This window comes from Algoriphagus resistens (genome assembly GCF_001442615.1).
Lineage (GTDB): Bacteria > Bacteroidota > Bacteroidia > Cytophagales > Cyclobacteriaceae > Algoriphagus > Algoriphagus resistens.
Genome location: NZ_LMXN01000012.1, coordinates 15,394 through 41,667, shown reverse-complemented (window position 1 = coordinate 41,667; position 26,274 = coordinate 15,394). Strand labels below are relative to the sequence as shown.

The window sequence follows — 26,274 nt, the reverse complement described above, 5'->3', positions numbered from 1 at the left end:
ATTGATTAACCCAAATACACTGTTTTTGAATTAACAAACTCTAAAATCCCGTATCTGCCCAATTCTCTCCCGTAACCGGATTTTTTTATCCCTCCAAAAGGCAGGTGCGGATCGGACGCTACCATTGCATTGATAAATACCGCGCCGCTTTCGATTTTACCTGCAAGTCCGGATGCTTTTTCTATGTCCTCACACCAAATGGAGGCGCCTAGTCCAAATTCCGAATCATTGGCGAGTGCAATGGCATCTTCTTCATTTTTTACCTTGAAGATAGTAGCTACAGGACCAAATAGCTCTTCGTAATAGGCTGGAGCGGTAGTCGGAACGTCTGCAAGAATAGTAGGAGAAAAGAGAGCAGAATCCTTTTCGGGCTTCTCTCCCCCGCAGATAAGCGTCGCTCCCGATTTTAGAGATTTGCTCACCTGATTGTAGAGATCCTCTGCCAAGTCAGGTCTTGCCATGCAGGCAAAATCAGAGCCTTCCTCCATAGGATCTCCTTGCTTTAGGCTTTTGAAATTCTCTGCAAAAAGTGTTAAGAACTTCTCGTAAATCTCTTCTACGACAATAAATCGCTTGGCAGCAATGCAGCTTTGACCAAAATTTATCATTCTGGCTTTCACGGCTGTTTCCGCGGCTTTCTTAATATCTGCATCCTTCAACACGATGAATGGATCACTTCCGCCCAGTTCCAGCAGTGATTTTTTGATATGTTTTCCTGCTGCCGAAGCTACAGATGAGCCGGCTTTTTCACTTCCGGTAAGAGTGACAGCTTTGATACGTTGATCTTCTATCAGTTTGGTTGTGGTTTCCGAATCAATCAGGAGACTTTGAAAAATGCCTTCGGGAAATCCCGCTTCAATAAATACCTCTTCAATGGCCAATGAACATTGCGGCACATTGGATGCGTGTTTTAAAACGCCTACATTTCCGGCCATCAACGTCGGAGCGGCAAAACGAAATACCTGCCAAAAGGGAAAATTCCAGGGCATAACAGCCAAAATGATTCCAAGTGGCTGATGGATAACTTTGGCTTTTTTACCATTCGGCAAGTCGACGGGCTCATCTTTGAGGAGTTTTTCAGATTTTTCCGCATAATACCGGCACACCAAAGCGCACTTGTCCACCTCCGCTAGGGATTCTCTGCGTATTTTTCCCATTTCAAGGGAAATGATCCTGGCGTATTTTTCCCTGTTTTCTTTCAATACTGTCGCAGCATTGTTCATCAGTTCTGCCCTTTTGGCAAAATCAATTTCTTTCCAACTGGAAAATGCGACTGTGCCAACGCTTAGTTTTTTCTCAATATCTTCTTCAGAAAGTGAGTTGAATTCTTTAAGTAATTCTCCCGAATAAGGATTGATTGATTTGATTACTGCCATTTTTCTATGGGTTTTCCAGCTTCTTTCCAAGCGTCAATTCCGCCATCTAAGGAATAAATGTACATGAATCCGGCAGCTTTCATTTTTGCGGCTGCATTTGCGGCCCTAATTCCGGTTTTGCAATAAAGAAGATAGGTCCTGTTTTTATCTAGTTTAGAGATTTCCTTTTCGAAATTATCGTTTTTGAAGTCTATGTTTTTGGCATTAGGCACATACCCCTCTGACATTTCCTCTGGAGTTCGGACATCCAGTATCCTAACGGCACCTTTGTTTTTTGCTAATTCTTCAAATTCTGTCACACTAATTGTTTTTGCTTCAGAAGTTTGGGCCTGGATAAAGTCAATCTTAACCAGAAAGAGAGCAATGATCAGAAATATAATTTTTTGAAGTTTCATGGTTTTGAAGTTTGATCTGAACGGTACATGGTTCATATTGAAATGAAAATTTAGCAAGATTAAGTTTAAATGCCTACCAAGATCGCCCTCATTTCGGATTCCCATAGTTATATAGATCACAAAACACTCGCCTATTTGGAAGAAGTTGATGAGATTTGGCATGCAGGTGATATCGGGAGTTTTGCGGTAATGGAAGATTTGCCTATTGGCAAACCCATCCGGGCAGTTTATGGGAATATTGATGATATGCAGATGCAGCAGGCTTATCCGGAGTGGCAGGAGTTTACGCTCGAAGGAGTGAAGGTACTGATGACACACATCGGGGGCAAACCTCCCCGCTATGCCAAAGGGATCAAATCCAAAATCAAGGAGTCAGCCCCTGACCTTTTTATCTGTGGTCATTCCCATATTTGCAAAGTGGAATTTGATAAGACTGCGAATTGTCTCTACATGAATCCTGGAGCTATAGGACAAAGTGGGTTTCATGTGATACGGACTATGCTGCTTTTCGAATTGGAAGCCGGACAACTAAGAAATCTCAGCGTGGTGGAGTTGGGGAAAAGAGGCAAGGTTTTGTGAAAATTGTGAGTGGGGAAAGGTGAGAAGTAGTCTCAGTTAGCGGCCTCAGTAGTAAGTTTAATAGATGCAGCCTTAACTGCAGTCTTCGTATCGGACTCCTCTGCCGTGTTTTTTTTTTTTTTTTTTTTGTCTATTTCATTGAAAATCAAAGTATAGGGAAAGTCTTAAGCTGTATTACCCTATCGAACTCTGTGCATAGGAGACTTGAAACGAAAAAAGGCGATCAATATGACCGCCTTCAATGTTTTTGCAGAAATAAAAATTATTTCGCGAAAGACTTCTTCAGCTCTTCAACGTCCACGTTTCTGATTACAGGCTGAGCAGACAATTGCTTGATCTTAATCACACGTGTGGTCTGAGATTGTCTTTTTCTTTTAAGTTTTCTCTTCAGTGTAGTAACTGCCATGGTCGTATATTTTTAATAGTATTGTTTCGAAACGAGTCGCAAAAGTAAATAAACATTTCTTTTAAGCCTAAATTATTTTGGGATTTAATTGCTGGACTTTCCCGATATCAGGGAGCATTTCCTTTTTTTTGAATAAATTTGGCAGCTAATCACCAAAAAACAAGCTATGCAAAAGCCAAGTCTGCCAAAAGGAACCCGGGATTTTGGGACTATCCAGATGGCCAGAAGAAATTATATCCTAAATACAATAAAAGGAACTTTTCAACTTTTTGGCTATAATCAGATCGAGACTCCGGCTATGGAGAACCTCAGCACTTTAACCGGGAAATACGGTGATGAAGGAGATCAGCTGCTGTTTAAGATTTTAAATAGTGGAGACTATTTAAAAAATGTCACTGAAAATGATTTACAGCATGGCTACAAACAAACACTGACGAAGGTTTCCGAGAAAGGCTTACGTTATGATCTGACAGTTCCTTTTGCTCGTTTTGTAGTGATGAATAGAAATGAGCTGACTTTTCCATTCAAACGCTTTCAGATACAGCCTGTGTGGCGTGCAGATAGGCCACAGAAAGGAAGGTATAGGGAATTTTATCAGTGTGACGCAGACGTGGTAGGGACAGATAGTTTGCTTTGCGAGGCAGAGATAATCCTGATGATTAGATCTGTTTTCAAGCAGTTGAAACTAAACGATTACTGCATCAAACTGAACAACCGGAAAGTGCTGACAGGGATTTCTGAGGCAATAGGTGAAGCTGGCAAAGAAGGTCCGCTTTGCGTGGCGATAGATAAGCTGGATAAGATTGGTTGGGAAAAGGTCAAGGAAGAATTAGTTGAGCGCGGTTTCGCTGCTGGTTCTATAGAGAAATTGGCTCCGCTAGTGAAATTGGAAGCTGATCAAGTCGGCAAGTTGGCATTCCTTAAAGATTTTTTGGCTCACAGTGAAATTGGGCTTCAGGGAGTAAACGAATTGGAAGAGGTGTTTCGGATCTTGGCTGATATGGGGGAAAATCTGGATTTTGTAGAGTTGGATATCATGTTGGCGCGTGGACTTTCTTATTATACAGGAGCGATATTCGAAGTAAAAGTAAACCATGTCTCAATCGGATCCGTCAGTGGAGGTGGTCGATACGATAATCTTACCGGAGTATTCGGGCTTTCGGGAATGTCTGGAGTTGGGTTCTCGTTTGGAGTAGACCGATTGTATGATGTGTTGGAAGAACTCAATTTGTTTCCTCAAGATAGTGTGCAGAGCACGAAAGTTCTCTTAGCGCACTTTGATCAAAAGGCTTTTGTGTATGCACTGGGCTTATTAAAGGAATTCAGGGCAGCCGGAATCAAGGCAGAGCTTTATCCAGAGCTGTCCAAAATGAAAAAGCAACTTGATTTTGCTTCGAAGAAAGTAATTCCATTTGTAGGAATATGCGGGGATGCTGAAATCGTAGCAAATAAAATTGCCTTGAAAAATCTGGAAACAGGAGAGCAAGAATCATTAAGTTTGGAAGAAGTAATAGCGCGATTAAAGTAAATTTGAACTTACAATCATAGGACAATAGCTTAAGACGAATATATGTTTGATATCATGGGTATGATGGGCAAAGTGAAAGAAGCCCAGGCAAAAATCAAAGAAACGCAGGCTAAGCTTGTGCATCTAACGGCAACCGGGGAATCCGGAGCTGGAATGGTGAAAGTAACTGTGAATGGAGATAGGAAGGTAGTAAGCATAGAATTCGATGATTCTCTGCTTTCTCCCAAGGACAAGGAAATGCTGAGTGACCTGATCGTCGCTGCCACTAATATTGCAATGACAGCCATCGAAGTCAAAATCAAGGCAGAAATGAAAGCAGCTACTGAAGGTATGATTCCAAATATCCCCGGAATGGATCTGGGCGGGATGTTTGGATGAAATCGGTCATGTTGCAAGCAACACACAGAAGGATGATTATCCGGATTGAGAGGTTCTCCCGAAACCAGTTCAGGACAGGCTGCCTAATCGTTGCAAAAACAAGAACAACCAGTTGAAATCCTGCGCCATCGTCATACTGAATTACAACGGGGAAGAAATGCTGAAAACATTTCTTCCTTCCGTTTGTATGCATAGTACTTTTGACGTTTGGGTGGTAGATAATTCAAGTACAGATGCTTCACTTGATTTTTTGACAGAGCATTATCCACAGATTCAGCAAATCAAACTTTCTGAAAATTTCGGCTATACTGGTGGATACAACCAGGGACTTACCCGCATAAGAGGCCAATACGATTATTATATCCTGTTGAATTCCGATGTGGAGGTTACTGCAGCCTGGGACGTAAATCTTATCTGTTGGATGGAAGTCCATCCTGAATACGCTGCACTTCAGCCTAAGATCCTTTCTTGGAAAGAGCGGGATACATTTGATTATGCAGGAGCTGGGGGTGGTTTTTTGGATGCTTACGGGTATCCGTATTGCAGGGGGAGAATTTGGGATACTATCGAAAAGGACAGAGGGATTTACAATGATACCATTGATGTAGATTGGTCTTCAGGTGCATGCATGGTGGTGGATGCATCAGTTTTCCATGAAATGTCCGGCTTTGACTCAGATTTTTTTGCCCATATGGAAGAAATTGATCTTTGCTGGAGGATGCGCCAGTCAGGCTGGAAGATAGGATATAATGGAACTGTGACTGTATATCATCTTGGAGGAGCCACATTGGATAGGGCTAGTCCAAGGAAAATGTACCTGAATATCCGGAATAGTCTGAGCATGGTTTATAAAAATGAGCGTGCTTGGAAATTTTTCTGGGTTTTTCTGGTCAAATCTTTGTTAGAGCATCTCGCAGCTATCAGTTTTGTGATTCAGGGAAAAAAGGAGTTTTCGAAAGCTATAGTAGATGCTTACAGGGATTTTAAACGTAAAAAGAATTCCATTGAGAAATTTTGCCCCAGATTAGACGAAAGAAAAGAGATAAAAAGAAGGGGGAATGTTAACCTGATCTTTTGGAACTGGAAGATATTAGGTAGAAAGAGCTTTGATCAGCTTTAATCAAAAAGTAAAGGATTGTTCTTTTTTCTGAAGAACTTTCTGATTTTCATGGTCATGGCCATACTCACGTAAAGGATCACGGGTGAGCCCATGGTAACAAAGGAGGCATAAATAAAGAATAAACGAATGCTGTCAATAGGGAAGTTGAGCTTTTCACCCAAGCGGGAGCAAACTCCAAATGCTCTTTCTTCGAAGAAAATTTTCAGTTTTTCCATAATAATAAAGGATTTCGTTACGGTAAATTTAGGCAAAAGTCCTGTGAATTAATAAATAAGAATGATAGACCGATTGTTTAAGAAGATTTATGTTTTGTTGTTGATCGTATTAATGCCTTTTGTGGCCAGTTCAATAATAATGCCCGAAACCGATTTTTTGAAAGATTCCAAGGTAACTCCAGGTAAGCTGGAGTTTGAGAGGGATTCAGTCCGATTTGAAGTGTCAGGCAGCATTCCTATAGAATCTGCTCTCAGTCCAAGAAACCCTACGGTCAAGTTGTTATTGAAATCTTCAGAGAACTCTATGCTTTTCGAAGAATTTGAATTAACCAAAAATGTGGCTGCATACTCGTATAAGAAATCCTTTGTCCTTGCTTATGAGCCTTGGATGGAAGGAGCTTTCTTAGAGATACAGTTTTTCCAGGGCAGAAAAAACCAGACACAAGCTCAACAGAAAAAAATACTGGCCCGAGGGGTGATTACTACGCCGTTATTGGCAAAAATAGGGAAAGTGAACCCCGATGAACCAATTCCTCAGGTAGGGCTTTTCATTTCCACTGGCGTGATGGATACCGATCTTTCCCGATCAAAGGAATTTCTTATCAAGTTTGAGGCTGGTTCTTCTTCTTTAAAGATGAATACAGCCAATAAGCAGGCGATAACCGACCTGAAGGAGTTTTTGACCGAAAATTCATCAGTAGTATCCTTTAGGATTACAGGAACCCAATCACCCGAAAGTTCAGAGGGGAAGAGCAGCAAGTTAGGGATGGACAGAGCGGAAGCAGTAAAGCGGATGTTGGAAGCGTCTAATATAGCCCTTAGGGACAGTATCGTAGAAATAAAGTCGCGATGGAATGACTGGTTTGATTTTAGATTGCTTCTTCGGGAATATGAGGATCTTTCTACCCGCAGGAAGGATCAGTATTATGCTGTTTTGCTGAATGGGGCCGATTATCAGAGCCAATCACAGGCGTTAAAAAAGATTCCAGGGTTCAACCAGGTTGCCAGTGACTTATTTCCCAGACTGAGAGCGGTCAAAGTTGAAGTTGTGGCGAAGCCACTCCCTGGGCTTAATCAATCGCAAAATGCCTTACTTCAAAAAGCGCTGGAAGAAACTTCTGTCAATTCGGAGCTTGATCTGGCAGATTGGACTATTGCCGGAGAGACTGCGCCAAGGCTGGATGATAAGGCCAAAATTTACAGTAAGATGACCGAGTTGTTCAGTTCGGTAATTCCATATAATAATCTGGCTGTAGTAAAGATGCGCTTAGCCCAGCGAACATTGGACCAGGTGACAAAAATCAGGTTGTGGAAGGAAGCAAATGAGCTGCTTTACCAGGCAGCCAAAATTGAAAGAAACCCTTACGTATTGCATAACCAGGGTCAAATATTAGTGTTGCAGGGAAAAACATGGGAGGCATATAAAATACTCTCTGATGCATCAGTGTTGACCCGAAATCAGGATTTCCTCAAATTCAACGAGAGCTTGAGAGGGGCGCTGGACATTATGAGAGGGGATTATAAGTTGGCTACATTGCGCTTTGAGTACCCGTATTCTGAACCGAAGGATTTTTTCAATAAGGGTTTAGCCTATTTTCTTGCTGGGGATTATGCCAATGCCAGCTTGTCCTTTGAGGAATCAGTGATGGCAGGAAGGAATTATGGATATGGTTTTTATGGATTGGCTATGGTAGCTGCAAAAAGCGGGCAAAAAGAGGTAGCACTCTTGCAATTGGATAAGGCAATTCACGCAAGTGAATTAATTTATCAGAAAGCATTGGTAGATCCGATTTTTGAAGAAATCAGGTCATCAGATGAATTTTTTCAAATTTTCAGGCCTTCTGTTAGTAATAATGAAAAATAAGTAACAATTACTTAATACATCACCTAGTGGCATAAGTGGGAAATTCCAAATTGTATTATTTTGATTTTTGGTAAGCTCATTAAATACGTTAAATTTATGTAGTATTTAATGTTAAAAAAGTAGATTAGTGCGGTAGACCTAATAAAAATCCAAATTTTATTTTTGCCTTTGGATTTGAAATTTGTTTAGGAATTTTTAACATTGATGCTTTAGTACAATTTACGTAACCCAAAATATTTGCCTATGACCTATTATTCTACTTAGAAGTAGTTTGCTCACCCCTATAGCATCAGCTACAGATGCTCTCAAGCCTAAAGGTTTCTTATAAGCTGGTTTAAAATAAAAACCACGGTATAGTCGCAAAAGCTTCCCGTAGATCGGGAGATTATCTTTTGCTATTATTTTGAGCGAGGCCGCAATCGATTGCGGCAACCAATAAAAATGACAAGTTTTTGAAATTAATCTTGTTACCCAATCTATCTATCTTTATGAAAAATATTTACAAAAATCTAAGTGCGCTTTTTGTGCTCTTAGTTCTCACTGGTGCGGCTGCCTTTGCGCAAAAAACCGTGACAGGAACTGTGCTGGATGAGTATGATGTTGGACTTCCTGGGGTTTCAGTCCTGGTGAAGGGGACTACTACTGGTACGGCAACTGATATTGACGGGAAATTCTCCCTCAATGTACCAAATGATGATGCCATTCTGGTTTTCTCATTTATCGGCTACAGCAAAGTGGAGCAAGCTGTAGGAAACAGAAGCATCGTGGATGTTAAACTTGCTCCCGATGAGCAGACTTTGACTGAAATGGTAGTAACCGGATACACCATTGACAGCAGGAGAGAAACGACTGGGGCTATAGCCACTGTCGATCCAAAAGATCTTTCTGTGATACCTACAGGTAACATTGAGCAGACACTTCAGGGTCGTGTCTCAGGGGTGACTGTAGTTACCAATGGACAGCCTGGTACTTCATCTATCGTTCGTATACGTGGTTTCGGTGCCTTTGGTGGTAATCAACCCCTTTACATTGTGGATGGTGTTCCTGTGGACAATACTGATTTCCTTAATCCGGATGATATCGAATCAACCACGGTGTTGAAAGATGCGGCGGCAGCTTCAATTTATGGAGCAAGAGCAGCAAACGGAGTTATCATCTATACTACAAAGCGTGGCAAAAGAGGGAACAAGAAATTAAGAGTAGATTATAATGGAATGTTTGGAGCTACTGACCCAGGCAAAGGTTTAGATATGATGAATCCTCAGGATTTCGCAACTTATACCTGGTTAGCAGAGACAAATCAAGCCGCGGTGGATGGTGAAACCCCAGACTATTCTCACCCACAATTTGGAACAGGATCGTCACCTGTATTGCCATATTATCTGAGCAAAATTTCCCAGGCAAGTGATGGTGCTTTATCAAATAGCACTGGACAGCCAGGCCCACTTTCTGCAGCTGAATTAGAACAGCAGCGTGAGTGGTACAATGTTGACCGTACCAAAGGGGCTGTTCTTCAGTTGACTAGAGCCGCTACAGGAGAAGGTACTGACTGGTATGATGCAATTACACGGGTAGCGCCTATTCAGAGACATTCATTAGGCTTTAACGGTGGATCGGAGACTAGCAGATTCTTTGTAGGGTTTAGCTATCAGGATCAGGACGGTATATTGCTTAACAATAGCTTTAAGCGTTACACCTTCCGTGCAAATTCCGAATTCGACGTTACTCCAAAGATCCGGGTAGGTGAAAACTTCCAGGGGACCTATCGCCAGGTATTAGGTCAAGGAGGAGGAAGCGGCGGACAGGGTGTCTCCCAGGATGAGAATGCGATCTTATCGGCTTTCCGTATGCCTTCTATTATTCCTATTTATGATGAATTTGGTGGGTATGCCGGAACAGCTTCCGGAGGATTTAATAACCCACGTAACCCGGTAGCTGAGCGCGAAGGGCTAGCAGATAATAGAGGTTTTGGTACCAGTGCTTTTGGTAACATATACATTGAGTATGAGCCCATCGAAAATTTGACCTTTAGATCGTCTATTGGTATAAATTATAGCAACTATTACAACTGGAGCTATACAAGATTGCAATATGAAAATTCTGAAAACAATTCTGCCTTTGGTTATAGCGAAGGTTCCGGATTTAACTTCGGCTATACTTTCACTAATACAGTGAACTGGAAAAAGACTTTTGATAAGCATTCATTTGATGTATTATTAGGTCAGGAGGCATTAAATACTGGTCAGGGAAGAAACATTAGTGCAAGTGGTCAGAATCCATTCACTACGGATATCAACTACGTGAATATTTCTAACCTTCCCGTTGCAACTAGGGTGGTGAATTCTAACCTATACAAAGGGGTGAACTTCTTGTCTCTTTTCGCGAGAGTGAACTATGCTTACAATGATAAGTATTTATTGAGTGCTGTAGTACGACGTGATGGATCTTCAAGATTTGGAGCAAATAGTCGATACGGTACTTTCCCTGCGTTTTCTGCGGCTTGGAGAATTTCTTCAGAAGGTTTTATGTCCAGTGCTACCTGGATTGATGATTTGAAAATCCGTGGTGGTTGGGGACAGATGGGTAATTCCAATAACGTTGATCCAAATAATCAATATTTCTTATATGCAGGTGGTGTAGGAGAGTCTTCCTATGATATTACGGGATCAAACAGCGGAGCAATTGTTGGTTTCAGAAGATCACGCCTCGGAAATGCAGATGCACAGTGGGAAACTGCTGTGACCCAAAACATTGGTTTTGACGGTACCTTCTTCAATGGGCGTCTGGATGTGATATTGGATATTTGGAAAAAGGATACCAAAGACTTATTGTTCCAATTACCGGTTACAGAGACTGCAGGTTATAATGGACAGGCACCATCTGTGAATATTGGTAAGATGCTTAATCAAGGTATTGATTTTCAAGTAGTAACCAGGGGTAATCTGTCTAGCGCTTTTACGTATGAAGTAAATGTGACCGGTGGATTCTTGAAGAATGAAATTACGTATTTGGCAGATGGTGTAGAGTACATTACTTCAGGAGATGCTACTCCAAGCTACAGAGGGATCCAGCCGATAAGAAACCAACTGAACAGATCTCTTTCTTCTTTCTTCGGTTATCAAGTGGAAGGATTATTTAGCTCTGCAGAAGATGTGTCCACTCATGCAACGCAAGAAGGAGCCGCCCCGGGCCGTTTCAAATATAGGGATATAGATGGAGATGGAGCGATCACCCCGGCAGATAGGACCTATTTAGGGTCTCCCGTTCCGGACTTCACAGGTGGTGTGAACTTCACCTTAGGGTATAAGGATTTTGACTTCTCTATGTACTGGTACACCTCTCTTGGAAATGAGGTATGGAATCAGTCCAGATGGTTTACAGATTTCTATTCAACCTTTGAAGGCGCTGCTATCTCAGAACGTTTGAAGGATGCGTGGACTCCTCAGAACTTAAATGCAACTATCCCAATTGTGGAAAAAGCTGCCAACTTTTCTACTTCAAATGTAGGTAGTTCATTTTATGTAGAGAACGGTTCCTATTTGAGATTACAAAATGTGACGTTAGGCTATACACTGCCAGCATCTCTGTTAGAAAGATGGAAACTTGAGAGGTTGAGAGTATTTGCTTCTGCGAATAACTTATTAACCGTTACAGGCTATTCAGGATTGGATCCGGCAGTAGGGGGTAATGCTGATTTGACTTTCGGTGTAGACGTGGGTAACTACCCTACTACAAGAGGATATACTTTCGGTTTGAACCTAAGCTTCTAATCAAAGAATCCTGAAAAAGGTATTCTAATTATAGAACTATAATAGAGATAACATTATGAAAAGCATAAAATTAAAAATAGGTGTGATAGCGGCTTCATGCATTATGATGTTTGCGGTCAGTTGTGACGATTACTTAGATGTGCCGCCCACAGGGCAGTTAGCTAAACCTAACCTCGTTTCTTTGGCGGGAATAGATGCATCCTTAATCGCGGTATATTCCCAGGTCAATGGGCGAAACCTAAGAATGGCTTCGCCTTCAAACTGGGTTTGGGGCAGCATAAGAGGTGGTGATGCTAATAAAGGGACTGATCCGGGGGATTTTAACACATTAAATCCTATCCAACGTTTTGAAACTGATGCCACCAATGTCAATCCTGCGGAAAATTGGAGAGGTTTGTACGAGGGGATTGCACGGGCAAACAACGTGATGGCCCTTTTAGCTGAAAAAGGACCAGATGTGACAGATGCAGATGTGGCCAGAATAGCTGCACAAGCCAGATTCTTGAGAGGCCACTTTTACTTCCAGCTAAAACGTAACTTCGGAGATACTCCCTATGTGGATGAAACCGTGGATTATGATGCAGGTATAGAGTTGGTGAAGAATGATCGTGATCTCTGGCCCCTAATAGAGGCTGACCTGGAGTTTGCTATATCAAATCTTCCTGATACACAGACTGAAGTTGGTAGGATAAATGTTTGGGCAGCGAAGTCTTACCTGGCAAAAGTTTACTTATATCAAGAAAAGTGGACAGAAGCTAAGACGTTGTTTGATGACGTAATTGCCAATGGCAAAACAAGCAATGGCAAAAAGTATGACTTGGTGCCTTATTACGACGATGCGTTTAGAGGAGCTAATGACAACCATGAAGAGTCTATCTGGGCATATCAATCTGCCGCAGGAACCGGGTCTGTAAACAATGCTAACCCTGAATTTGATCTGAACTTTCCTTATGCCTCTGATGGGGTACCGGGTGGATGTTGCGGGTTCTTTGCACCGAGCTTTACCTTTGTGAATTCTTTCAGAACAGATGCAAATGGACTCCCGTTGTTGGATGGTAGTTATAATGATGCTGCAAATCGGGTAAAGAATGATATGAATCTTGAATCAGCTGCTGCTTTTACTCCGGATACTGGGAATTTAGACCCACGTTTGGATCATACTGTGGGACGGAGAGGTATTCCGTATCTTGACTGGAGTGATCACAAAGGAAAAGCATGGATTAGAAAACAAGACTGGGCAGGACCCTATTCTCCTAAGAAGTATGTTTACACTCAAGAAGAAAAATCAGGATTCTTAGATAACAGTTCTTGGACGCCAGGCTATACAGGTATCAATATCATGATCATCCGTTTTGCCGATGTATTATTGATGGCTGCTGAGGCAGAAATTGAACTAGGCAACTTAGAGCAGGCACGAACCTACGTTAATAGAGTGAGACAAAGAGCAATCGATTCTAAGTTGATGAGAGGAAATGGCTCTGCAGCTGCTAAATATACAATTGGTCTTTATACTTCGCCTTGGGCTAGTGCTGATATGGCTAGAAAAGCAGTCCGGTTCGAGCGCAAGCTTGAGTTAGGTATGGAAGGACATAGATTTTATGACCTTGTACGCTGGAATACAGTTCAAGCCGAAATGGACGCGTATTTTGCTCTTGAGGGTACCTTGCTTCAATCACAAATGGGTGGAGCAAGCTTCACTGACAAGCATAAATTGCTTCCAATCCCTCAAGGACAAATTGACTTGATAGGACCAGATATTCTGGTTCAAAATCCAGGGTTTTAATAAGTTGATTTAAACAATTATATGAGGGAGGCAATTGCCTCCCTCTTTTTTGTACCATTGCATCGTCCTAAAAAACGTGGAGGATATTTCGCTTATAATTCAAAAATGCTAAATTCAGCTCAACCCAAGTACCCAACCTATTTACTATGAAGTTTTCTTACTCTGCCCTTTTGGTTTTATTCCTTTTAACCTTTTCTTCTTGCAAGAAAGATCCAACGTTATTTGAACTTATTCCCGCCAGCAAGACCGGTATAGATTTTAACAATACAATTGTAGAGTCCGACTCTTTCAATATTCTTACGGATGAATACATATTCAATGGAGGTGGGATTGCAGTAGCTGATTTTGATAATAACGGCTTACCCGATCTGTATTTTACCGGAAATCAGGTTTCTAACAAGCTGTATCTGAATTTCGGTGATTTCAACTTTGAAGATGCGACAGAATCGGCAGGGGTAGCTGCTTCTGATCAATGGTGCACAGGTGTGGCAGTAGTTGATATCAATGGAGACGGCTGGATGGATATGTATGTGGCTTCTGCTATGAAACTTGGCCCCGGTGAGCGGAACAATTTGCTTTTTGTGAATCAGGGGAAAGATGCCGATGGAAACATATCCTTCAAGGAAATGGCTTCTGAATATGGTATAGCTGATTCCGGTAATGCTATGTGGTCTGCGTTCATTGATTATGATCTGGATGGCGATCTGGACTTGTACGTTCTGAATAATGAGCAAAGCCGAAGTGTACCAAGTAACTACCGTCTGAAAATAACTGACGGATCGGCAATCAACAATGATGCTTTTTATAGAAATAATGGGGATGGGACATTTACAGACGTGACCCTTGAAGCAGGGATAACTATCGAGGGATATGGTCTGGGAGTGTTGGTTTCTGATCTGAACAACGACGGCTGGCCAGATATACATGTCAGTAATGACTATGTGACCAATGATATTCTATATATCAACAATCAGGATGGTACTTTTTCCAATCAATCAAAAGATATTTTGAGACATCAGAGCCAGTTTTCAATGGGGGCTGATATTTCAGATTTTAACAATGATGCCAAACCTGATATTATCACCCTTGACATGCTGGGCGAAGACAATTATCGTAAGAAAACCACGATTGGAAATAACTCTTATCAGGTATACATAAGCAACGAACAATGGGACTATGAATACCAGTATGTCCGGAATATGCTGCATATGAATAATGGAGCAGATGTGCCCTTTAGTGAAGTAGGGATGATGGCGGGTATATACCAGACGGATTGGAGCTGGGCACCATTGTTTGGAGATGTGGACAATGATGGCTATCGTGATCTGCTGGTTACAAATGGTTTCCCCAGAGATATTACAGACAAGGATTTTGCGAATTACCGCGCTGATGTGGGGAACATAGCTTCCAAACGTCAGCTGCTTGATTCGATTCCTATCGTAAAAATCCCCAATTATGCATTCAGAAATAATGGCAATTTGACGTTTACAGATCAGGGTAGTGCCTGGGGGCTAAACAAACCTTCTTTTTCCAATGGAGCCGCATTTGTTGATTTAGATGGTGACGGGGATTTGGATTATGTTGTAAATAACATCAATGATCCTGCATTTGTCTTTGAGAACACCCTTACAAATTCTGAAAAGAAAAATAATTTCATCAGACTGAACTTGCTGGGAACGAAGTTGAACCCCCAAGGTCTGGGAGCTAAAGTTGTGATTTCCCTTCCAGATGGGAGTCACCTTTATCAGGAGCAGCAAGTAGTAAGAGGCTACATGTCTTCAATCGATGAAGTGCTTCATTTCGGTTTGGGAGATGCTTCTGAAATCACATCGATTCAAGTGATCTGGCCTGATGGTAAAGAAAACTCTCTGGACAATGTAAAGCCTAACCAACTTATTGAAGTTGACTATTCAGAGGCAAAGCAAGGGAAAAATCAACTGGCTATTATTGATTCAGAATCACCCGATGCCCTTTTTTCAGAAGTTTCTCTGACAAAAGGGCTGGACTATACACATGAAGAAGAGGATAAAATTGATTTCAATATCCAGCGTGTGATCCCGCATAAACTGAGTCAATATGGCCCGAGCTTAGCCGTAGGTGATGTGAATAGTGACAGAATCGAGGATTTGGTGGTGGGCTCGGCTTCCGGCTTTGCCCCACGGCTATTTATTCAGGAAGTGGATGGGAAGTTTACTGAAAAAGAATTGATTCCCGAAGAAGGAAACTTCTTTGAAGAAATGGGGATTTTACTTTTCGATATTGATAATGATTCCGATTTGGATATGTATCTGGTGGGGGGGAGCAATGAGTTTTCAAGCAATGCGACAGAATATTCTGATCGGTTGTTTTTGAATGATGGTGGCGGGAATTTTACACTTGACAAGGATTTTTCCTCTGTGAAAGCAAGCGGATCCACCGTGCGGGGTGCGGATTTCGATGGAGATGGGTTTATGGATTTATTTGTGGGAGGCAGAACACCAGTGGCTCAATACCCTTTTCCAGATAAAAGCTATCTTCTTCAAAATATCAATGGCCAACTTCAGGATGTAACAGATGAAATCGCTCCAGACCTTCGCAATGTGGGGATGGTTACCGATGCTGTGTGGTCGGATGTGGATGCTGATAAATTGGTAGACCTGGTTGTAGTAGGGGAGTTGATGGAAATTACTGTTTTCAAAAATTTGGGAGACCGGCTTATAAAACTTGAAAATACCGGCTTGGAAAATTACTTGGGCTGGTGGAATTCTATTACTTCCGGTGACTTTGACCAAGATGGGGACACGGATTTTATAGTGGGGAACCTGGGGGAAAATAACTCACATCATCCCACAGTGGAAAGACCGGTTAAGATTTACGCAAAGGACTTTGATAACAACGGGAGTGTGGATCCCATCACATTTGCCTACTATAAAGACCGTGAGGGGAATTATAATTCTTTCCCAAGTCATTTCTGGGGGGATCTATATGGGCAAAGCCCCATGTTCAGGAGAAAATTTGAACGCTATAAATTATATGCGCTAAGTACCGAACAGTCCCTTTTTACTGAGCAGGAAAAACAGAATGCGCTTATCCTCACGGGAAATTATGATAAATCTGTCTATATCGAGAACCTTGGAGGAGGAAAGTTTGAAGTACATAGACTGCCTACTTTAGCGCAGATCGCACCTGTGAACGGACTTGCGACTGAGGATGTGAATGGCGATGGATTCCCAGATGTAGTAATGATTGGTAATGATTATGGAAATGAGATTTTTGTTGGAAGATTAGATGCGCATTTAGGATTGGTATTATTAGGAGACGGGAAAGGGGGATTTACGCCAATGAGTCCTCAGGAAAGCGGGTTTGTGGTGCCTGGAGATGGAAAGGCCCTGGTTAAAATCTCCTCTGCTCAGGGTGATCCGCTTTTCATAGCTTCCCAAAATCGGGGAAAGCTGCTGATGTTCCAACGCCAAAGTGCGCAGTCCGGCCGTTCAGTCACGCCAGGTCAGGAAGTAATGGCGGTGATTTTGGAATTGGAAAACGGTCAGAAGCAGCGGATTGAAACCGGTCTTGGATCCGGGTTCTTGTCACAATCAGGAAGAGAAATATTCCTTCCACAAGGAGTGAAAGGAATACAATTGCAGGATTATAAAGGGAACATCAAGGATGTTGATATGGGGTCTTTGGACTGATTACGTAGAATTGTTCAGGGGAACAATTTATCTTTCAACTTCAAATTTGGCAATTCGCCCTTTCCAACAGGCAATAAGGGAGCTGGCTAAAATCATCTAATTTTAGTGCTTGCATTCATACGGATATCAGATTTCATCTTCAGCTTTATTCCCATTCTACCTGTAGAGTTCCCCCGCCTTTACCTCGCAGATATCCACCATCAGTTGGGCTACTTTATCAGTCACATCTTCAAAATATTTCCTCCCTTTTTCAGGGGAGGATTTTTTTGGATTGCCTATTCCGGTGTCCGCAGTTACTTCAGACCATTTTCGCTCTGCCCAGGCCCATTTTTCTTGCACTCCTTTGATCGTAGATTTTCTTTCAGTTCCCTCACCGGCATGTTCCAGAGGCAAAACCAATTCAGGATGTAGGTGCATGATGATGGAAGTTTCCATTTCGTCTGCATGATCGCCTGCTTCCTCAAAATACTTGGTTTTATCCAATGCCTGAAACCAGTTACAGGTGAAGAGCATCATTTCGGGAAACTTAAGGCCTAGCTCACGGAGCATTGTCTTGAAGTCATTTCCACCATGGCTATTAACTATCAGCAACTTCTTTGTGCCCTGGCGATCCAGTACAGTGATGATATCCTGAAGAATCATCAGCTGCGTACTTGGATTCAGATTGATGTCTAGATAAATATCTGACTGCCCTGTATTTACCCCAAAAGGGATCGTTGGCAGAATTGTGACATTTGCTCCATGTCCCCAAGCTTTTCTTCCTGCCTCACCTGCCACGGCATCTGCCTCATATACATCTGTACCATAGGGCATATGGTAATTATGGGCTTCAGTGGCCCCCCATGGCAACACAGCAAGGTCAAAACGGTGGTTCTCAAGAGTTTTCCAGTTGGATTCTGCAAGTAAGTAGGGTTTCATGTGTTTATGTTTTGATTTTTATAGGTCAGATGAAATCTCGCATGCATTATAATCATCCAGGTGTGTGTGGCCTGCGTGATGCTCGATTTCATGTAGTTGTTTTTGTTTTCTTAAAGGTACTCTGGAATTGACAAGTCTGATTTTTAACCCCTGCTGGTGTTTTTCAATTCCGCCATTTCAGTATGGATCAAAAAGGAAATGAGGGAAGGTTAGCCTAATTAGCTCCAATTTTAATAATTTGAGCGCTGATTCTAAAATAAGTCTAATGTCGCAAAGAAGAAAGTTTATCAAGCAATCCCTCATGGGCTCTGCATTGTTTATACCAGGAATAACCGCCATTGCTGAGGCAAAAACACCTGGTCTTTTCAAAGGGGAGAAACCACTTATATTGTCAACCTGGAACCATGGGTTGCCCGCGAATGCTGCAGCAGTGAAAAAACTGAAAGCGGGAGGAAATATAGTGGATGCCGTTGAGACAGGTGTGCGGGATACAGAATTGGATATGAACAACTTGTCCGTAGGCCTGCAGGGATTGCCGGACCGTGAAGGGATTACTACGCTGGATGCCTCTATTATGTCCGGTGATGGTTCTTGTGGGTCAGTGGCTTTTGTTAGGCAGGTGAAGCACCCCATCACACTTGCCCGAATGGTAATGGAAAATACTCCCCACGTGATGCTTGCCGGGGAGGGAGCCCGTCAATTTGCGATAGCTCAGGGAATGCCGATGGAAAAAGAGGAACTAAGCCCAAAAGCTAAGGAAGCGTATGAGAAATGGAAGGTGACGAGTAAATACAAGCCTATCATTAATATAGAAAACCACGATACAATTGGAATGATCGGAATGGATGCCAATGGCAATCTTGCCGGAAGCTGTACCACAAGTGGTTTGGCGTATAAAATGCATGGAAGGGTAGGGGATAGCCCGATTATCGGGGCCGGACTATTTGTGGACAATGAGGTAGGTGCGGCAACAGCTACCGGTCTTGGGGAATCGATTATCCGGATTTGCGGAAGTTTCTTGATTGTGGAATTAATGCGTCAGGGCCGTACCCCACAGGAAGCATGTGAAGAGGCAGTAAAGCGCCTGATTTCAAAAAATAAGAATATCAGCGATATCCAAGCTGGGTTCCTTGCCATAAATAAAGAGGGAGAAGTCGGGGCTTATGCAGTGCATCCAGGATTTAACTATGCTAAAGCTACACTCACGAGTAATGATTTGATAGACTCCAGATCACATTTCAACCCATGAAAAAAATATGCTTAGAGTCCCCTGTTTTCAATGTAGAAGCAGCTATGGACGCAGCGGAATTTGGCGTTGACAGGTTGGAGCTCTGCGCTAATTTTCCTGAAGGAGGAGAGACTCCAAGTGCAGGAATGCTCAAGTTTCTGAAAACAGAAATTGATATCCCTGTCTTTGTCATGATTCGTCCCAGGGGCGGTGATTTTGCCTATTCTCAAAAGGAACTTATGGTGATGAAGCGCGATATAGAATTGCTGGGAGAGCAAGGTGCAGATGGTTTTGTATTTGGTGTTTTAGACAAGCAGGGTTTTGTGGATACGGATTCCTGTAAATCACTGCTACGGGCTGCATCTGGAAAACCCTGTACATTTCACCGGGCTTTTGATGTTTCTGCGGATTATTTCGATTCTTTGGAGAAAATCATTTCTTGCGGTTTTGATCGTATTTTGACTTCTGGTGGCAAAAATTCAGTTTCCGAAGGTCTGGAAACCTTAAAAGAATTATTGCAAAAAGCCGGAGATCGAATTAGTGTTATGCCTGGTGGAGGGACTAAGCCAAGGCATGTTTTGGAACTGGGAACAACAGGTTTCTTAAAGGAAATCCACGCTTCCTGTAAGATGTGGAAGCCCTCTTCAAATCACTATTTGAATCCAGATGTATCGTTTTCGGATGACCCAAAGTCCTTTACACATCACCTCAGAATAGATCAAAACATAGTTAGCCAGTTTTTAGAGGTAACAGGCGGATGAGGCCGGGGAGACTAATTGCAATACTTCTGGCTGTACTCTATTATTCTTGCAGCCCCATTTCGGAGCGGAAGCAACCGCCGCCGTCTTTAGAGCAATTGGCTTCTATGGATTTGAAACTGAACGGTGAGCAGCTCGCAAATGCCTATTGCGCGAGCTGCCATCTGAAGCCCGACCCTGAGATTTTGGATAAGAAAACGTGGAGGGAAAACGTGTTGCCGGATATGCGGAAGCGTATGGGGCTTATTTTGCCGGAGGATTTGGGACAGACCCTACCCGAAGATCTGGGTGTTCCCCTAGGGGTTTATTCCAGAGTCCAACTGGTCAAAAGGGAAGATTGGGAGAAAATCCTTGCCTATTATATGGAGAATGCTCCGGATTCTCTTGTGCCCCAAGGCAAAAAAGCAGTGCCTACCAAAGGAATCCCTGGTTTTCAGGTTGTACAGCCTGAATTCAAAAGAACAAAGGGGAACCTGTCCACCATGCTAAGGATTCATCCGAAAAGCGGGGACTTGTGGCTTGGTGATCGCTTAAAAATGATGTATGTATTAGATTCTGAAAGTGGTTTTCAGATCAAGGATTCTATTCCCACAGATGTTGCTCCTGTGGATATCAGTTGGAATGATGATGATACATTTGAATTGGTTACGATGGGGCGGATGGATCCGTCAAATGACACCTTAGGAAAGGTTTCACGATTTTGGAGTGAAGCTGGAGCTTGGAAAAGTAAAGAACTATTGACTGAATTGATCCGGCCAGTAAATTTGGCAGTTGAGGATTGGAACGGTGATGGCAAACCTGATCGGGTTGTTTCACAATTCGGGAATCACGTTGGCAAGATGAGTATTTACCTTTCAGGGCAAGAGACGCCCGAAGAAGTCATATTAAGCTCTGAACCTGGGGCAAGAAGGGTACTTGCTGTGGATTTTGACAAAGACGGAGACTTAGACGTGCTTGGACTGATGGCACAGGCAAAAGAAGGAGTGTACGTTTGGTTGAATGAAGGAGGAAGTCAGTACAAAGAGCAGGCTTTACTCCGTTTTCAGCCTGCCTTTGGGGCCAGTGACTTTCGTTTTGAGGATGTGAATAACGATGGGCGCCAGGATATCATTATAGTGAATGGGGACAATGCAGATTTGTCACCAGTACTCAAAAACTATCACGGGATCCGTGTCTTTACTAATAATGGAAAAAATGAATTTGAAGAATCCTGGTTCTATCCTATGTACGGGGCAAGTGGGATTGAAATTGCGGATTTTGATGGTGATGGTGATCAGGATTTCTTTGTGCTTTCCTTCTTTCCTGATGAATACCAGTCACCAAAACAGAATTTGGTTTATTTCAGACAAAATGAAAAAGGGGAATTTGAGCCTTTTGTGATGCAGGAGCAATTGGAGGGAAATTGGCTCACAATGACCTCGGGAGATGTTGATATGGATGGGGATATTGATGTAATAGTAGGTGCATTCGAATTCAATGATTTATACAGGGGAGCAAGTAAACCCTGGAAGCCTTTTATTTATTTGGAGAACAGGTTGAACTGAAATTCTGAATAGAAGTGATATTTAAAAATATAGTATTGATTAGTCGCTGTATTTAAATTATAATTTTTAATTGTGGTGTAATATCGGTAATTTATTCTTTCATCCTTAATTTTTAACCTATGGTAAAAAGTTTTCAAGGGGTTAGAATGGCAGAACCCAAAAAAGCCCCGATTCCGCAAATTCTTGTCAAAGAGTACATGAGCACCAGTTTAATCTCCTTCAAGCCAGATGATACCATTGATCAAGTGATGGAGGTGCTGACGAAGCGGAAGATTTCCGGTGCTCCTGTGATTGACGCTTCCGGAGCATTAGTTGGTATTATTTCCGAGGTAGATTGCCTCAAAGAGATTATCAAAGGAAAATATACCAATACCCCTAAATTCCCCGCTAAAGTAAGTGAGCATATGTCCACAGATGTACTTACACTATCTCCTGATTTATCAATATTCGATGCTGCGTCAGAATTTTTAATACATAAGATCCGAAGATTCCCTGTGATGAAAGATGGAAGATTGGTAGGTCAGATCAGTTTAAGTGATATAATCCGGGCTTTTCCTACCTTAAGACAGACCACTTGGTGAACTATAAACAACAGAAAAAGTAAATGCCTCCAGAAAGGAAAACCTTTGATGGAGGCATTTTTTATTTTGATAAGTCAATCGCTCTTTCCACATCTTGGAGAATATCTTCATAATGTTCCAGTCCCACAGACAACCTTACTAATCCATCTGAGATGCCTACCTGGGCCCTTTCCTCCACAGATAATTTACTATGTGTAGTGGATGCAGGATGGGTAACTATACTGCGGCTATCTCCGAGATTGGCTGTGATGGAAATCATCTGAAGCTGATCGATGAACCGCTGTGCACGTTGAACTCCACCTTTTAGGTCCAAAGTAATTACCCCCCCGCCCTGACTCATTTGTTTTTTGGCGATTTCGTATTGCGGGTGAGATTTCAGGAAGGGGTATTTTACTGCCAGCAATTCGGGATTTCCTTCGAAATACTCCGCTATCTTAAGCGCATTGCTACAGTGGCGATCCATTCTTACGCCAAGTGTTTCCATGCTTTTCGCCAGAATCCATGCGTTAAAGGGTGATATGGCAGGGCCAGTATGTCTCACGAAAAATTGCACTTCTTGCATCAGGTCAGCTTTACCTAAAATCAAACCTCCTAGAACTCTTCCCTGTCCATCAATGTATTTGGTCGCACTGTGCGTCACAATATGGGCGCCCCATTTGGCAGGCTGCTGAAGATAAGGGGAAGCAAAGCAGTTGTCTACAACCAAAATCAAATTATGGGCTGCTGCAAATTTACCTGCCCATTCCAGATCGATGATTTCCAGGCCAGGATTGGATGGAGTTTCGATAAAAAGCATTTTGGTGTTCGGCTGTACAAGTTTTTCCCAATTCAAATAATCGGAAATATCACCATAGGTAGAGGTTATTCCCCATTTGGGAAATACTCGGGTCAACAACTGATGAGTTGACCCGAAAAGTGATCGGGCTGCAAGAACATGATCTCCTTGCTGAAGCAAAGCGGCAATGCTGCCAAACATGGCGGCCATCCCGGATGCTGTCGCAAATCCATCTTCGGTTCCCTCCGCAGCGCAGACCTTTTCGATCAGGTCACTGGAATTGGGATTGGCATATCGGGAGTAGATATTTCCTTCTATCTCATCAGCAAAAGTAGCTCTTGCTTCTTCTGCTGAATCAAAAGTAAAACTGGATGTAAGGTAGATAGGAGCAGAGTGCTCTCTTTGGCTGGACTTTGAAGGTGAAATCCGTACAGAATCCGTTTCGAAGTGCTTACTCATGTATTGATCAGTTTAAATTTTGACACGACTAATCAAGCAGATTTGAGAAAATCAAACCAAGAGGCGGTAAACGAACTAAAAGGGATTATTTGTGAAGTAAGCCAATCTATAGTTCCCGCATCGGGTAGGATTTGGCACCGTTCTCCGTTTCGGGATGGTTGCCAGAGGGTCTTAGAGCCTAATCTCTCGCCTCTTCTTTATAAATCAGTTGCCTGAAGTGATACAAAGAAAGAGCGGGTTTCGGGAATTTCCAAATCTTATTTCAGGGGATTGTGTTTTTTTTAAAGGGACACAAGGAATCCCGCATGGATTATATCCATAAAAATGTCTGACGCTTGAGTTAAGCTCGAATTGATCAATCGTTAAATTGATTCATGGTGCGGTCTATTCCAATAGTGCAAAAATTGAGACTCATTTCTATTGCTTTGTCCATTATTGTAGGTAATTCAGCAAATTCTGACTGTGTGAATTTCCCTAAAACATAGTCAATTTGTCTTCCTTTTGGAAAATCATCCCCTATTCCCATTCTTAGTCTTGGGTAGTTTTGGCCTCCCGTGAGTTCCTCGATATTTCTCAGTCCGTTATGTCCGGCAGCGCTTCCCTTCGGCTTCATGCGAAGTTTGCCAAAAGGGATAGCCACATCATCCACGATCACTAAGGTATTTTCTTTGGATACTTGAAGCTCTTTCATCCAGTAGTTCATCGCCTTACCGCTTAGGTTCATATAGGTAGTAGGCTTGATCAGATGGATAGTCCTGCCTTTGTGTTTAAACTCAGTTTTGAAGGCAAGCCGATCACTTTTCCAGACACAGCCCATGGCGTCAGCAAGTCTGTCCACTGTCAAAAATCCGATATTGTGTCTTGTGAGTTCGTATTCGGGACCAATATTCCCAAGGCCTATGATCAGGTATTTCATCTGTTTATAATTGTTTTAAATGGTCAGATGGAATCTTTGACGATCAAAATAATCATTGCCCTGTGTGTTTTAATGATGATTTTAATCGTGTCGATTTCATGTGTTTATAATTTGTCTTTTAAAGGTCACATGGAATCTGGCGAGGCGTATAATCATCCCTCTCGGTTTCGTTCTTCGTCATGTTTGATTTCATGTCAGGGGCTATAAAGGGCATAAAAATAAAAAATCCTGCCCGGTTTTGGGCAGGATTTGAATGAATATGAGACTGAACCTATTCGTCGTCTCCGCCTTTTTTGCCTCTAAGTGCTCTTGGGATACCAATAGTCACGATAGATACATTAGGGCTTGTCAGGATTTCGAAGCCTTCGACTTTTACGTCTTCTACTTTGAATGATTTACCTAAATCAAGATCAGAAATATCCACAGTAATGAAATCAGGGAAGTCTTTTGCAAGGCCTTTAACTTTCAATACCCTTGTCTTTAGTTCCAGTTTACCGCCTTTTGCTATGCCTGGAGAGTTTCCTACTACTTTCACCGGGATCTCAAATTTGATAGGCTTGTCATCTGCATAAGCCACAAAGTCAGCATGCAGAAGCAATTCGCTTACCGGGTGGAATTGTGCGTCCTTCAAAACGGCTTTGATGATAGTTCCTTCGATGTTCAAGTCTACCAGATGAACTTCAGGAGTATAAATCAAGTCTCTGAAAAGGATGATTGGAGAGTAGAAATGAATCTGCTCTTTAATACCAGGTCCGTAAACCACGCAGGGAACATTACCTGATTCTCTCAATTCAGAAAGACTGGCACTGTCGAGATTTGCTCTTTTAAACCCTATAACCTCTAGTGTTTTCATATTTGTATTTGTATTAAAATTGGTTCTTTAAATAAACAAAGAACTGATAGAGGTGTTTCCTGTCACGGCATGGATAGCCTTGGCGAACAGGTCAGCGACTGTCAATACTTTGATTTTTGGGGATTGCTGTTTTGGGAAAATGGTATCAGTAATTACCAGTTCTTCCAAAGCTGAGTTTTCTATGTTTTCGTAGGCTTTTCCTGAAAGTACACCATGTGTAGCAATAGCCCTTACAGAATTGGCTCCTTTTTCCATGACCATTTCGGCGGCTTTGCAGAGCGTACCTGCAGTATCCACCAAATCATCGACCAAAATCACATCTTTTCCTTCCACATCCCCGATTACTTGCATGGAAGCAATCTCATTGGCTCTTTTTCTATGCTTATCACAGACGACCATCTCTACTTCGAAATGCTTGGCATAAGCCCTGGCTCTTGCTACTCCTCCCACATCCGGAGATGCGAAAATCATATCAGGAAGTCTCAGCGAATTCAAATAGGGCACAAAAATAGCTGATCCATTCAAATGATCCAAAGGTATATCAAAAAAACCTTGAATTTGTCCGGCATGTAGGTCACAGGTCATGATACGGTCCGCACCTGCTGAGGTGATCATATTGGCGATGGCCTTCGCTGCTATGGATACTCTAGGCCGATCTTTCCTGTCTTGTCTGGCATATCCGAAGTAGGGAATAACGGCGCATACTTTATAAGCACTGGCTCTCTTGGCGGCATCTATCATCAGACAAAGTTCCAGAAGATTGTCACTGGGCGGAGTAGTACTTTGTACTAAAAAGACAGTACAACCTCTTATAGATTCATTGAAACTTGGGGATAATTCACCGTCACTGAACTTTGATAGGGTGAGGTCGCCAAGTTTTTTACCGTAGTTTTTCGCTATTTTTTCTGCTAGAGACTGGCTGTTGGTGCCTGAAAAGATTTTAACCTCGGACATGGTTAGTTGTTTTTTTCGGGAAAGATTGGGAATGGATTTATGGGCAAAAGTAATGATTTTTGAATGGATGGCTAGAGTGTTCATGGTTCATTCAGTAGATAATTTCGAAATATGTTATGGGAAGTATGCGCCAGTCTGGTTAAAATCTAAACTGTTTTATGCTGGATTAAATAGCAAACATAAAGTGACGGTCAGGAATAAGG

The 26,274-nt window shown here is 42.3% G+C and carries 21 protein-coding genes and 1 riboswitch; of the genes, 12 read left to right on the top strand and 9 right to left on the bottom strand.

Annotation, left to right across the window (positions count from 1 at the left end):
- Nucleotides 1-5 precede the first annotated feature (5 nt).
- Together AS141_RS18675 and AS141_RS18670 are read right to left on the bottom strand one after the other, a co-directional pair.
- Nucleotides 6-1,376 carry an NAD-dependent succinate-semialdehyde dehydrogenase gene (locus AS141_RS18675; protein ID WP_198293584.1) on the bottom strand — a complete coding sequence of 457 codons (1,371 nt, stop codon included), beginning with the start codon at nucleotides 1,374-1,376 and terminating at the stop codon, nucleotides 6-8.
- Entirely contained in the window at nucleotides 1,367-1,771 is a 405-nt protein-coding gene (locus AS141_RS18670; protein ID WP_157243532.1) for a rhodanese-like domain-containing protein, read from the bottom strand. The genes AS141_RS18675 and AS141_RS18670 overlap by 10 nt, the downstream gene beginning before the upstream one ends.
- Before the next feature lie 69 nt (nucleotides 1,772-1,840).
- Between AS141_RS18670 and AS141_RS18665 the strand changes: the two genes are divergently transcribed.
- Nucleotides 1,841-2,350, top strand: coding sequence for a metallophosphoesterase family protein (locus AS141_RS18665; RefSeq protein ID WP_057939220.1), 510 nt, complete (start codon nucleotides 1,841-1,843; stop codon nucleotides 2,348-2,350).
- Nucleotides 2,351-2,612: 262 nt separating this feature from the next.
- Here the strand turns inward: AS141_RS18665 and AS141_RS26910 are convergent, their stop codons facing one another.
- Entirely contained in the window at nucleotides 2,613-2,756 is a 144-nt protein-coding gene (locus tag AS141_RS26910; RefSeq protein ID WP_170857096.1) for a hypothetical protein, read from the bottom strand.
- 166 nt (nucleotides 2,757-2,922) lie between these two features.
- Here AS141_RS26910 and hisS point away from each other — a divergent pair, with 166 nt between their 5' ends.
- The 3 genes from hisS to AS141_RS18650 all read left to right on the top strand — a co-directional run bounded on the left by hisS (nucleotide 2,923) and on the right by AS141_RS18650 (nucleotide 5,782).
- Entirely contained in the window at nucleotides 2,923-4,284 is a 1,362-nt protein-coding gene (gene hisS, locus AS141_RS18660; protein WP_057939219.1) for a histidine--tRNA ligase, read from the top strand.
- A 42-nt stretch (nucleotides 4,285-4,326) separates the two neighbouring features.
- Nucleotides 4,327-4,662, top strand: coding sequence for a YbaB/EbfC family nucleoid-associated protein (locus tag AS141_RS18655; RefSeq protein WP_057939218.1), 336 nt, complete (start codon nucleotides 4,327-4,329; stop codon nucleotides 4,660-4,662).
- A 112-nt stretch (nucleotides 4,663-4,774) separates the two neighbouring features.
- Nucleotides 4,775-5,782 carry a glycosyltransferase family 2 protein gene (locus AS141_RS18650; protein WP_057939217.1) on the top strand — a complete coding sequence of 336 codons (1,008 nt, stop codon included), beginning with the start codon at nucleotides 4,775-4,777 and terminating at the stop codon, nucleotides 5,780-5,782.
- On the opposite strand, the gene AS141_RS18645 is transcribed toward AS141_RS18650, so the two are convergent.
- Nucleotides 5,779-5,997: a PspC domain-containing protein gene (locus AS141_RS18645; RefSeq protein ID WP_057939216.1), complete on the bottom strand. Its 219-nt coding sequence runs from the start codon at nucleotides 5,995-5,997 to the stop codon at nucleotides 5,779-5,781. The two genes, AS141_RS18650 and AS141_RS18645, sit on opposite strands and share 4 nt — an antisense overlap.
- Nucleotides 5,998-6,058: 61 nt before the next feature.
- Here AS141_RS18645 and AS141_RS18640 point away from each other — a divergent pair, with 61 nt between their 5' ends.
- From AS141_RS18640 to AS141_RS18625, 4 genes are all read left to right on the top strand, one after another.
- Nucleotides 6,059-7,861, top strand: a complete 1,803-nt coding sequence (locus tag AS141_RS18640; protein WP_082632362.1) for a tetratricopeptide repeat protein — start codon at nucleotides 6,059-6,061, stop codon at nucleotides 7,859-7,861.
- Nucleotides 7,862-8,349: 488 nt separating this feature from the next.
- Nucleotides 8,350-11,631, top strand: a complete 3,282-nt coding sequence (locus AS141_RS18635) for a SusC/RagA family TonB-linked outer membrane protein (protein ID WP_198293583.1) — start codon at nucleotides 8,350-8,352, stop codon at nucleotides 11,629-11,631.
- Nucleotides 11,632-11,686: 55 nt separating this feature from the next.
- Nucleotides 11,687-13,414, top strand: coding sequence for a RagB/SusD family nutrient uptake outer membrane protein (locus AS141_RS18630; protein WP_057939214.1), 1,728 nt, complete (start codon nucleotides 11,687-11,689; stop codon nucleotides 13,412-13,414).
- Nucleotides 13,415-13,560: 146 nt separating this feature from the next.
- Nucleotides 13,561-17,085, top strand: a complete 3,525-nt coding sequence (locus AS141_RS18625) for a VCBS repeat-containing protein (protein ID WP_057939213.1) — start codon at nucleotides 13,561-13,563, stop codon at nucleotides 17,083-17,085.
- Nucleotides 17,086-17,241: 156 nt separating this feature from the next.
- Here AS141_RS18625 and AS141_RS18620 read toward each other — a convergent pair whose 3' ends face one another.
- Complete coding sequence (locus tag AS141_RS18620) at nucleotides 17,242-18,003, bottom strand: creatininase family protein (RefSeq protein ID WP_057939212.1); 762 nt, start codon at nucleotides 18,001-18,003, stop codon at nucleotides 17,242-17,244.
- 265 nt (nucleotides 18,004-18,268) lie between these two features.
- Between AS141_RS18620 and AS141_RS18615 the strand changes: the two genes are divergently transcribed.
- From AS141_RS18615 to AS141_RS18600, 4 genes are all read left to right on the top strand, one after another.
- Nucleotides 18,269-19,252 (top strand): isoaspartyl peptidase/L-asparaginase family protein, encoded by a 984-nt coding sequence (locus AS141_RS18615; protein WP_057939211.1) that lies wholly within the window; start codon nucleotides 18,269-18,271, stop codon nucleotides 19,250-19,252.
- On the top strand, nucleotides 19,249-19,992 hold the full coding sequence (locus AS141_RS18610; RefSeq protein ID WP_057939210.1) for a copper homeostasis protein CutC: 744 nt from the start codon (nucleotides 19,249-19,251) through the stop codon (nucleotides 19,990-19,992). Before AS141_RS18615 ends, AS141_RS18610 begins: the two co-directional genes overlap by 4 nt.
- 104 nt (nucleotides 19,993-20,096) lie before the next feature.
- Nucleotides 20,097-21,533, top strand: a complete 1,437-nt coding sequence (locus AS141_RS18605) for an FG-GAP repeat domain-containing protein (RefSeq protein WP_157243531.1) — start codon at nucleotides 20,097-20,099, stop codon at nucleotides 21,531-21,533.
- A 119-nt stretch (nucleotides 21,534-21,652) separates the two neighbouring features.
- Nucleotides 21,653-22,114, top strand: coding sequence for a CBS domain-containing protein (locus AS141_RS18600; RefSeq protein ID WP_057939208.1), 462 nt, complete (start codon nucleotides 21,653-21,655; stop codon nucleotides 22,112-22,114).
- A gap of 61 nt (nucleotides 22,115-22,175) precedes the next feature.
- Here the strand turns inward: AS141_RS18600 and AS141_RS18595 are convergent, their stop codons facing one another.
- The 4 genes from AS141_RS18595 to AS141_RS18580 form a co-directional block, all read right to left on the bottom strand.
- Complete coding sequence (locus AS141_RS18595; RefSeq protein ID WP_057939207.1) at nucleotides 22,176-23,348, bottom strand: trans-sulfuration enzyme family protein; 1,173 nt, start codon at nucleotides 23,346-23,348, stop codon at nucleotides 22,176-22,178.
- A gap of 103 nt (nucleotides 23,349-23,451) precedes the next feature.
- Nucleotides 23,452-23,554, bottom strand: a riboswitch (SAM riboswitch).
- Nucleotides 23,555-23,703: 149 nt separating this feature from the next.
- Nucleotides 23,704-24,264: an aminoacyl-tRNA hydrolase gene (pth, locus tag AS141_RS18590; protein ID WP_057939206.1), complete on the bottom strand. Its 561-nt coding sequence runs from the start codon at nucleotides 24,262-24,264 to the stop codon at nucleotides 23,704-23,706.
- A gap of 271 nt (nucleotides 24,265-24,535) precedes the next feature.
- Complete coding sequence (locus tag AS141_RS18585) at nucleotides 24,536-25,117, bottom strand: 50S ribosomal protein L25/general stress protein Ctc (RefSeq protein ID WP_057939205.1); 582 nt, start codon at nucleotides 25,115-25,117, stop codon at nucleotides 24,536-24,538.
- A gap of 27 nt (nucleotides 25,118-25,144) precedes the next feature.
- Nucleotides 25,145-26,071: a ribose-phosphate pyrophosphokinase gene (locus AS141_RS18580; RefSeq protein ID WP_057939204.1), complete on the bottom strand. Its 927-nt coding sequence runs from the start codon at nucleotides 26,069-26,071 to the stop codon at nucleotides 25,145-25,147.
- Between the last annotated feature and the right edge of the window lie 203 nt (nucleotides 26,072-26,274).

What these genes read in the sequence shown, in the direction of transcription:
- AS141_RS18675 (WP_198293584.1), bottom strand. Translation starts at nt 1,376, where the DNA reads ATGGCAGTAATCAAATCAATCAATCCTTATTCGGGAGAATTACTTAAA.
- AS141_RS18670 (WP_157243532.1), bottom strand. Translation starts at nt 1,771, where the DNA reads ATGAAACTTCAAAAAATTATATTTCTGATCATTGCTCTCTTTCTGGTT.
- AS141_RS18665 (WP_057939220.1), top strand. Translation starts at nt 1,841, where the DNA reads ATGCCTACCAAGATCGCCCTCATTTCGGATTCCCATAGTTATATAGAT.
- AS141_RS26910 (WP_170857096.1), bottom strand. Translation starts at nt 2,756, where the DNA reads ATGGCAGTTACTACACTGAAGAGAAAACTTAAAAGAAAAAGACAATCT.
- hisS (WP_057939219.1), top strand. Translation starts at nt 2,923, where the DNA reads ATGCAAAAGCCAAGTCTGCCAAAAGGAACCCGGGATTTTGGGACTATC.
- AS141_RS18655 (WP_057939218.1), top strand. Translation starts at nt 4,327, where the DNA reads ATGTTTGATATCATGGGTATGATGGGCAAAGTGAAAGAAGCCCAGGCA.
- AS141_RS18645 (WP_057939216.1), bottom strand. Translation starts at nt 5,997, where the DNA reads ATGGAAAAACTGAAAATTTTCTTCGAAGAAAGAGCATTTGGAGTTTGC.
- AS141_RS18640 (WP_082632362.1), top strand. Translation starts at nt 6,059, where the DNA reads ATGATAGACCGATTGTTTAAGAAGATTTATGTTTTGTTGTTGATCGTA.
- AS141_RS18635 (WP_198293583.1), top strand. Translation starts at nt 8,350, where the DNA reads ATGAAAAATATTTACAAAAATCTAAGTGCGCTTTTTGTGCTCTTAGTT.
- AS141_RS18630 (WP_057939214.1), top strand. Translation starts at nt 11,687, where the DNA reads ATGAAAAGCATAAAATTAAAAATAGGTGTGATAGCGGCTTCATGCATT.
- AS141_RS18625 (WP_057939213.1), top strand. Translation starts at nt 13,561, where the DNA reads ATGAAGTTTTCTTACTCTGCCCTTTTGGTTTTATTCCTTTTAACCTTT.
- AS141_RS18620 (WP_057939212.1), bottom strand. Translation starts at nt 18,003, where the DNA reads ATGAAACCCTACTTACTTGCAGAATCCAACTGGAAAACTCTTGAGAAC.
- AS141_RS18615 (WP_057939211.1), top strand. Translation starts at nt 18,269, where the DNA reads ATGTCGCAAAGAAGAAAGTTTATCAAGCAATCCCTCATGGGCTCTGCA.
- AS141_RS18610 (WP_057939210.1), top strand. Translation starts at nt 19,249, where the DNA reads ATGAAAAAAATATGCTTAGAGTCCCCTGTTTTCAATGTAGAAGCAGCT.
- AS141_RS18605 (WP_157243531.1), top strand. Translation starts at nt 20,097, where the DNA reads ATGGATTTGAAACTGAACGGTGAGCAGCTCGCAAATGCCTATTGCGCG.
- AS141_RS18600 (WP_057939208.1), top strand. Translation starts at nt 21,653, where the DNA reads ATGGTAAAAAGTTTTCAAGGGGTTAGAATGGCAGAACCCAAAAAAGCC.
- AS141_RS18595 (WP_057939207.1), bottom strand. Translation starts at nt 23,348, where the DNA reads ATGAGTAAGCACTTCGAAACGGATTCTGTACGGATTTCACCTTCAAAG.
- pth (WP_057939206.1), bottom strand. Translation starts at nt 24,264, where the DNA reads ATGAAATACCTGATCATAGGCCTTGGGAATATTGGTCCCGAATACGAA.
- AS141_RS18585 (WP_057939205.1), bottom strand. Translation starts at nt 25,117, where the DNA reads ATGAAAACACTAGAGGTTATAGGGTTTAAAAGAGCAAATCTCGACAGT.
- AS141_RS18580 (WP_057939204.1), bottom strand. Translation starts at nt 26,071, where the DNA reads ATGTCCGAGGTTAAAATCTTTTCAGGCACCAACAGCCAGTCTCTAGCA.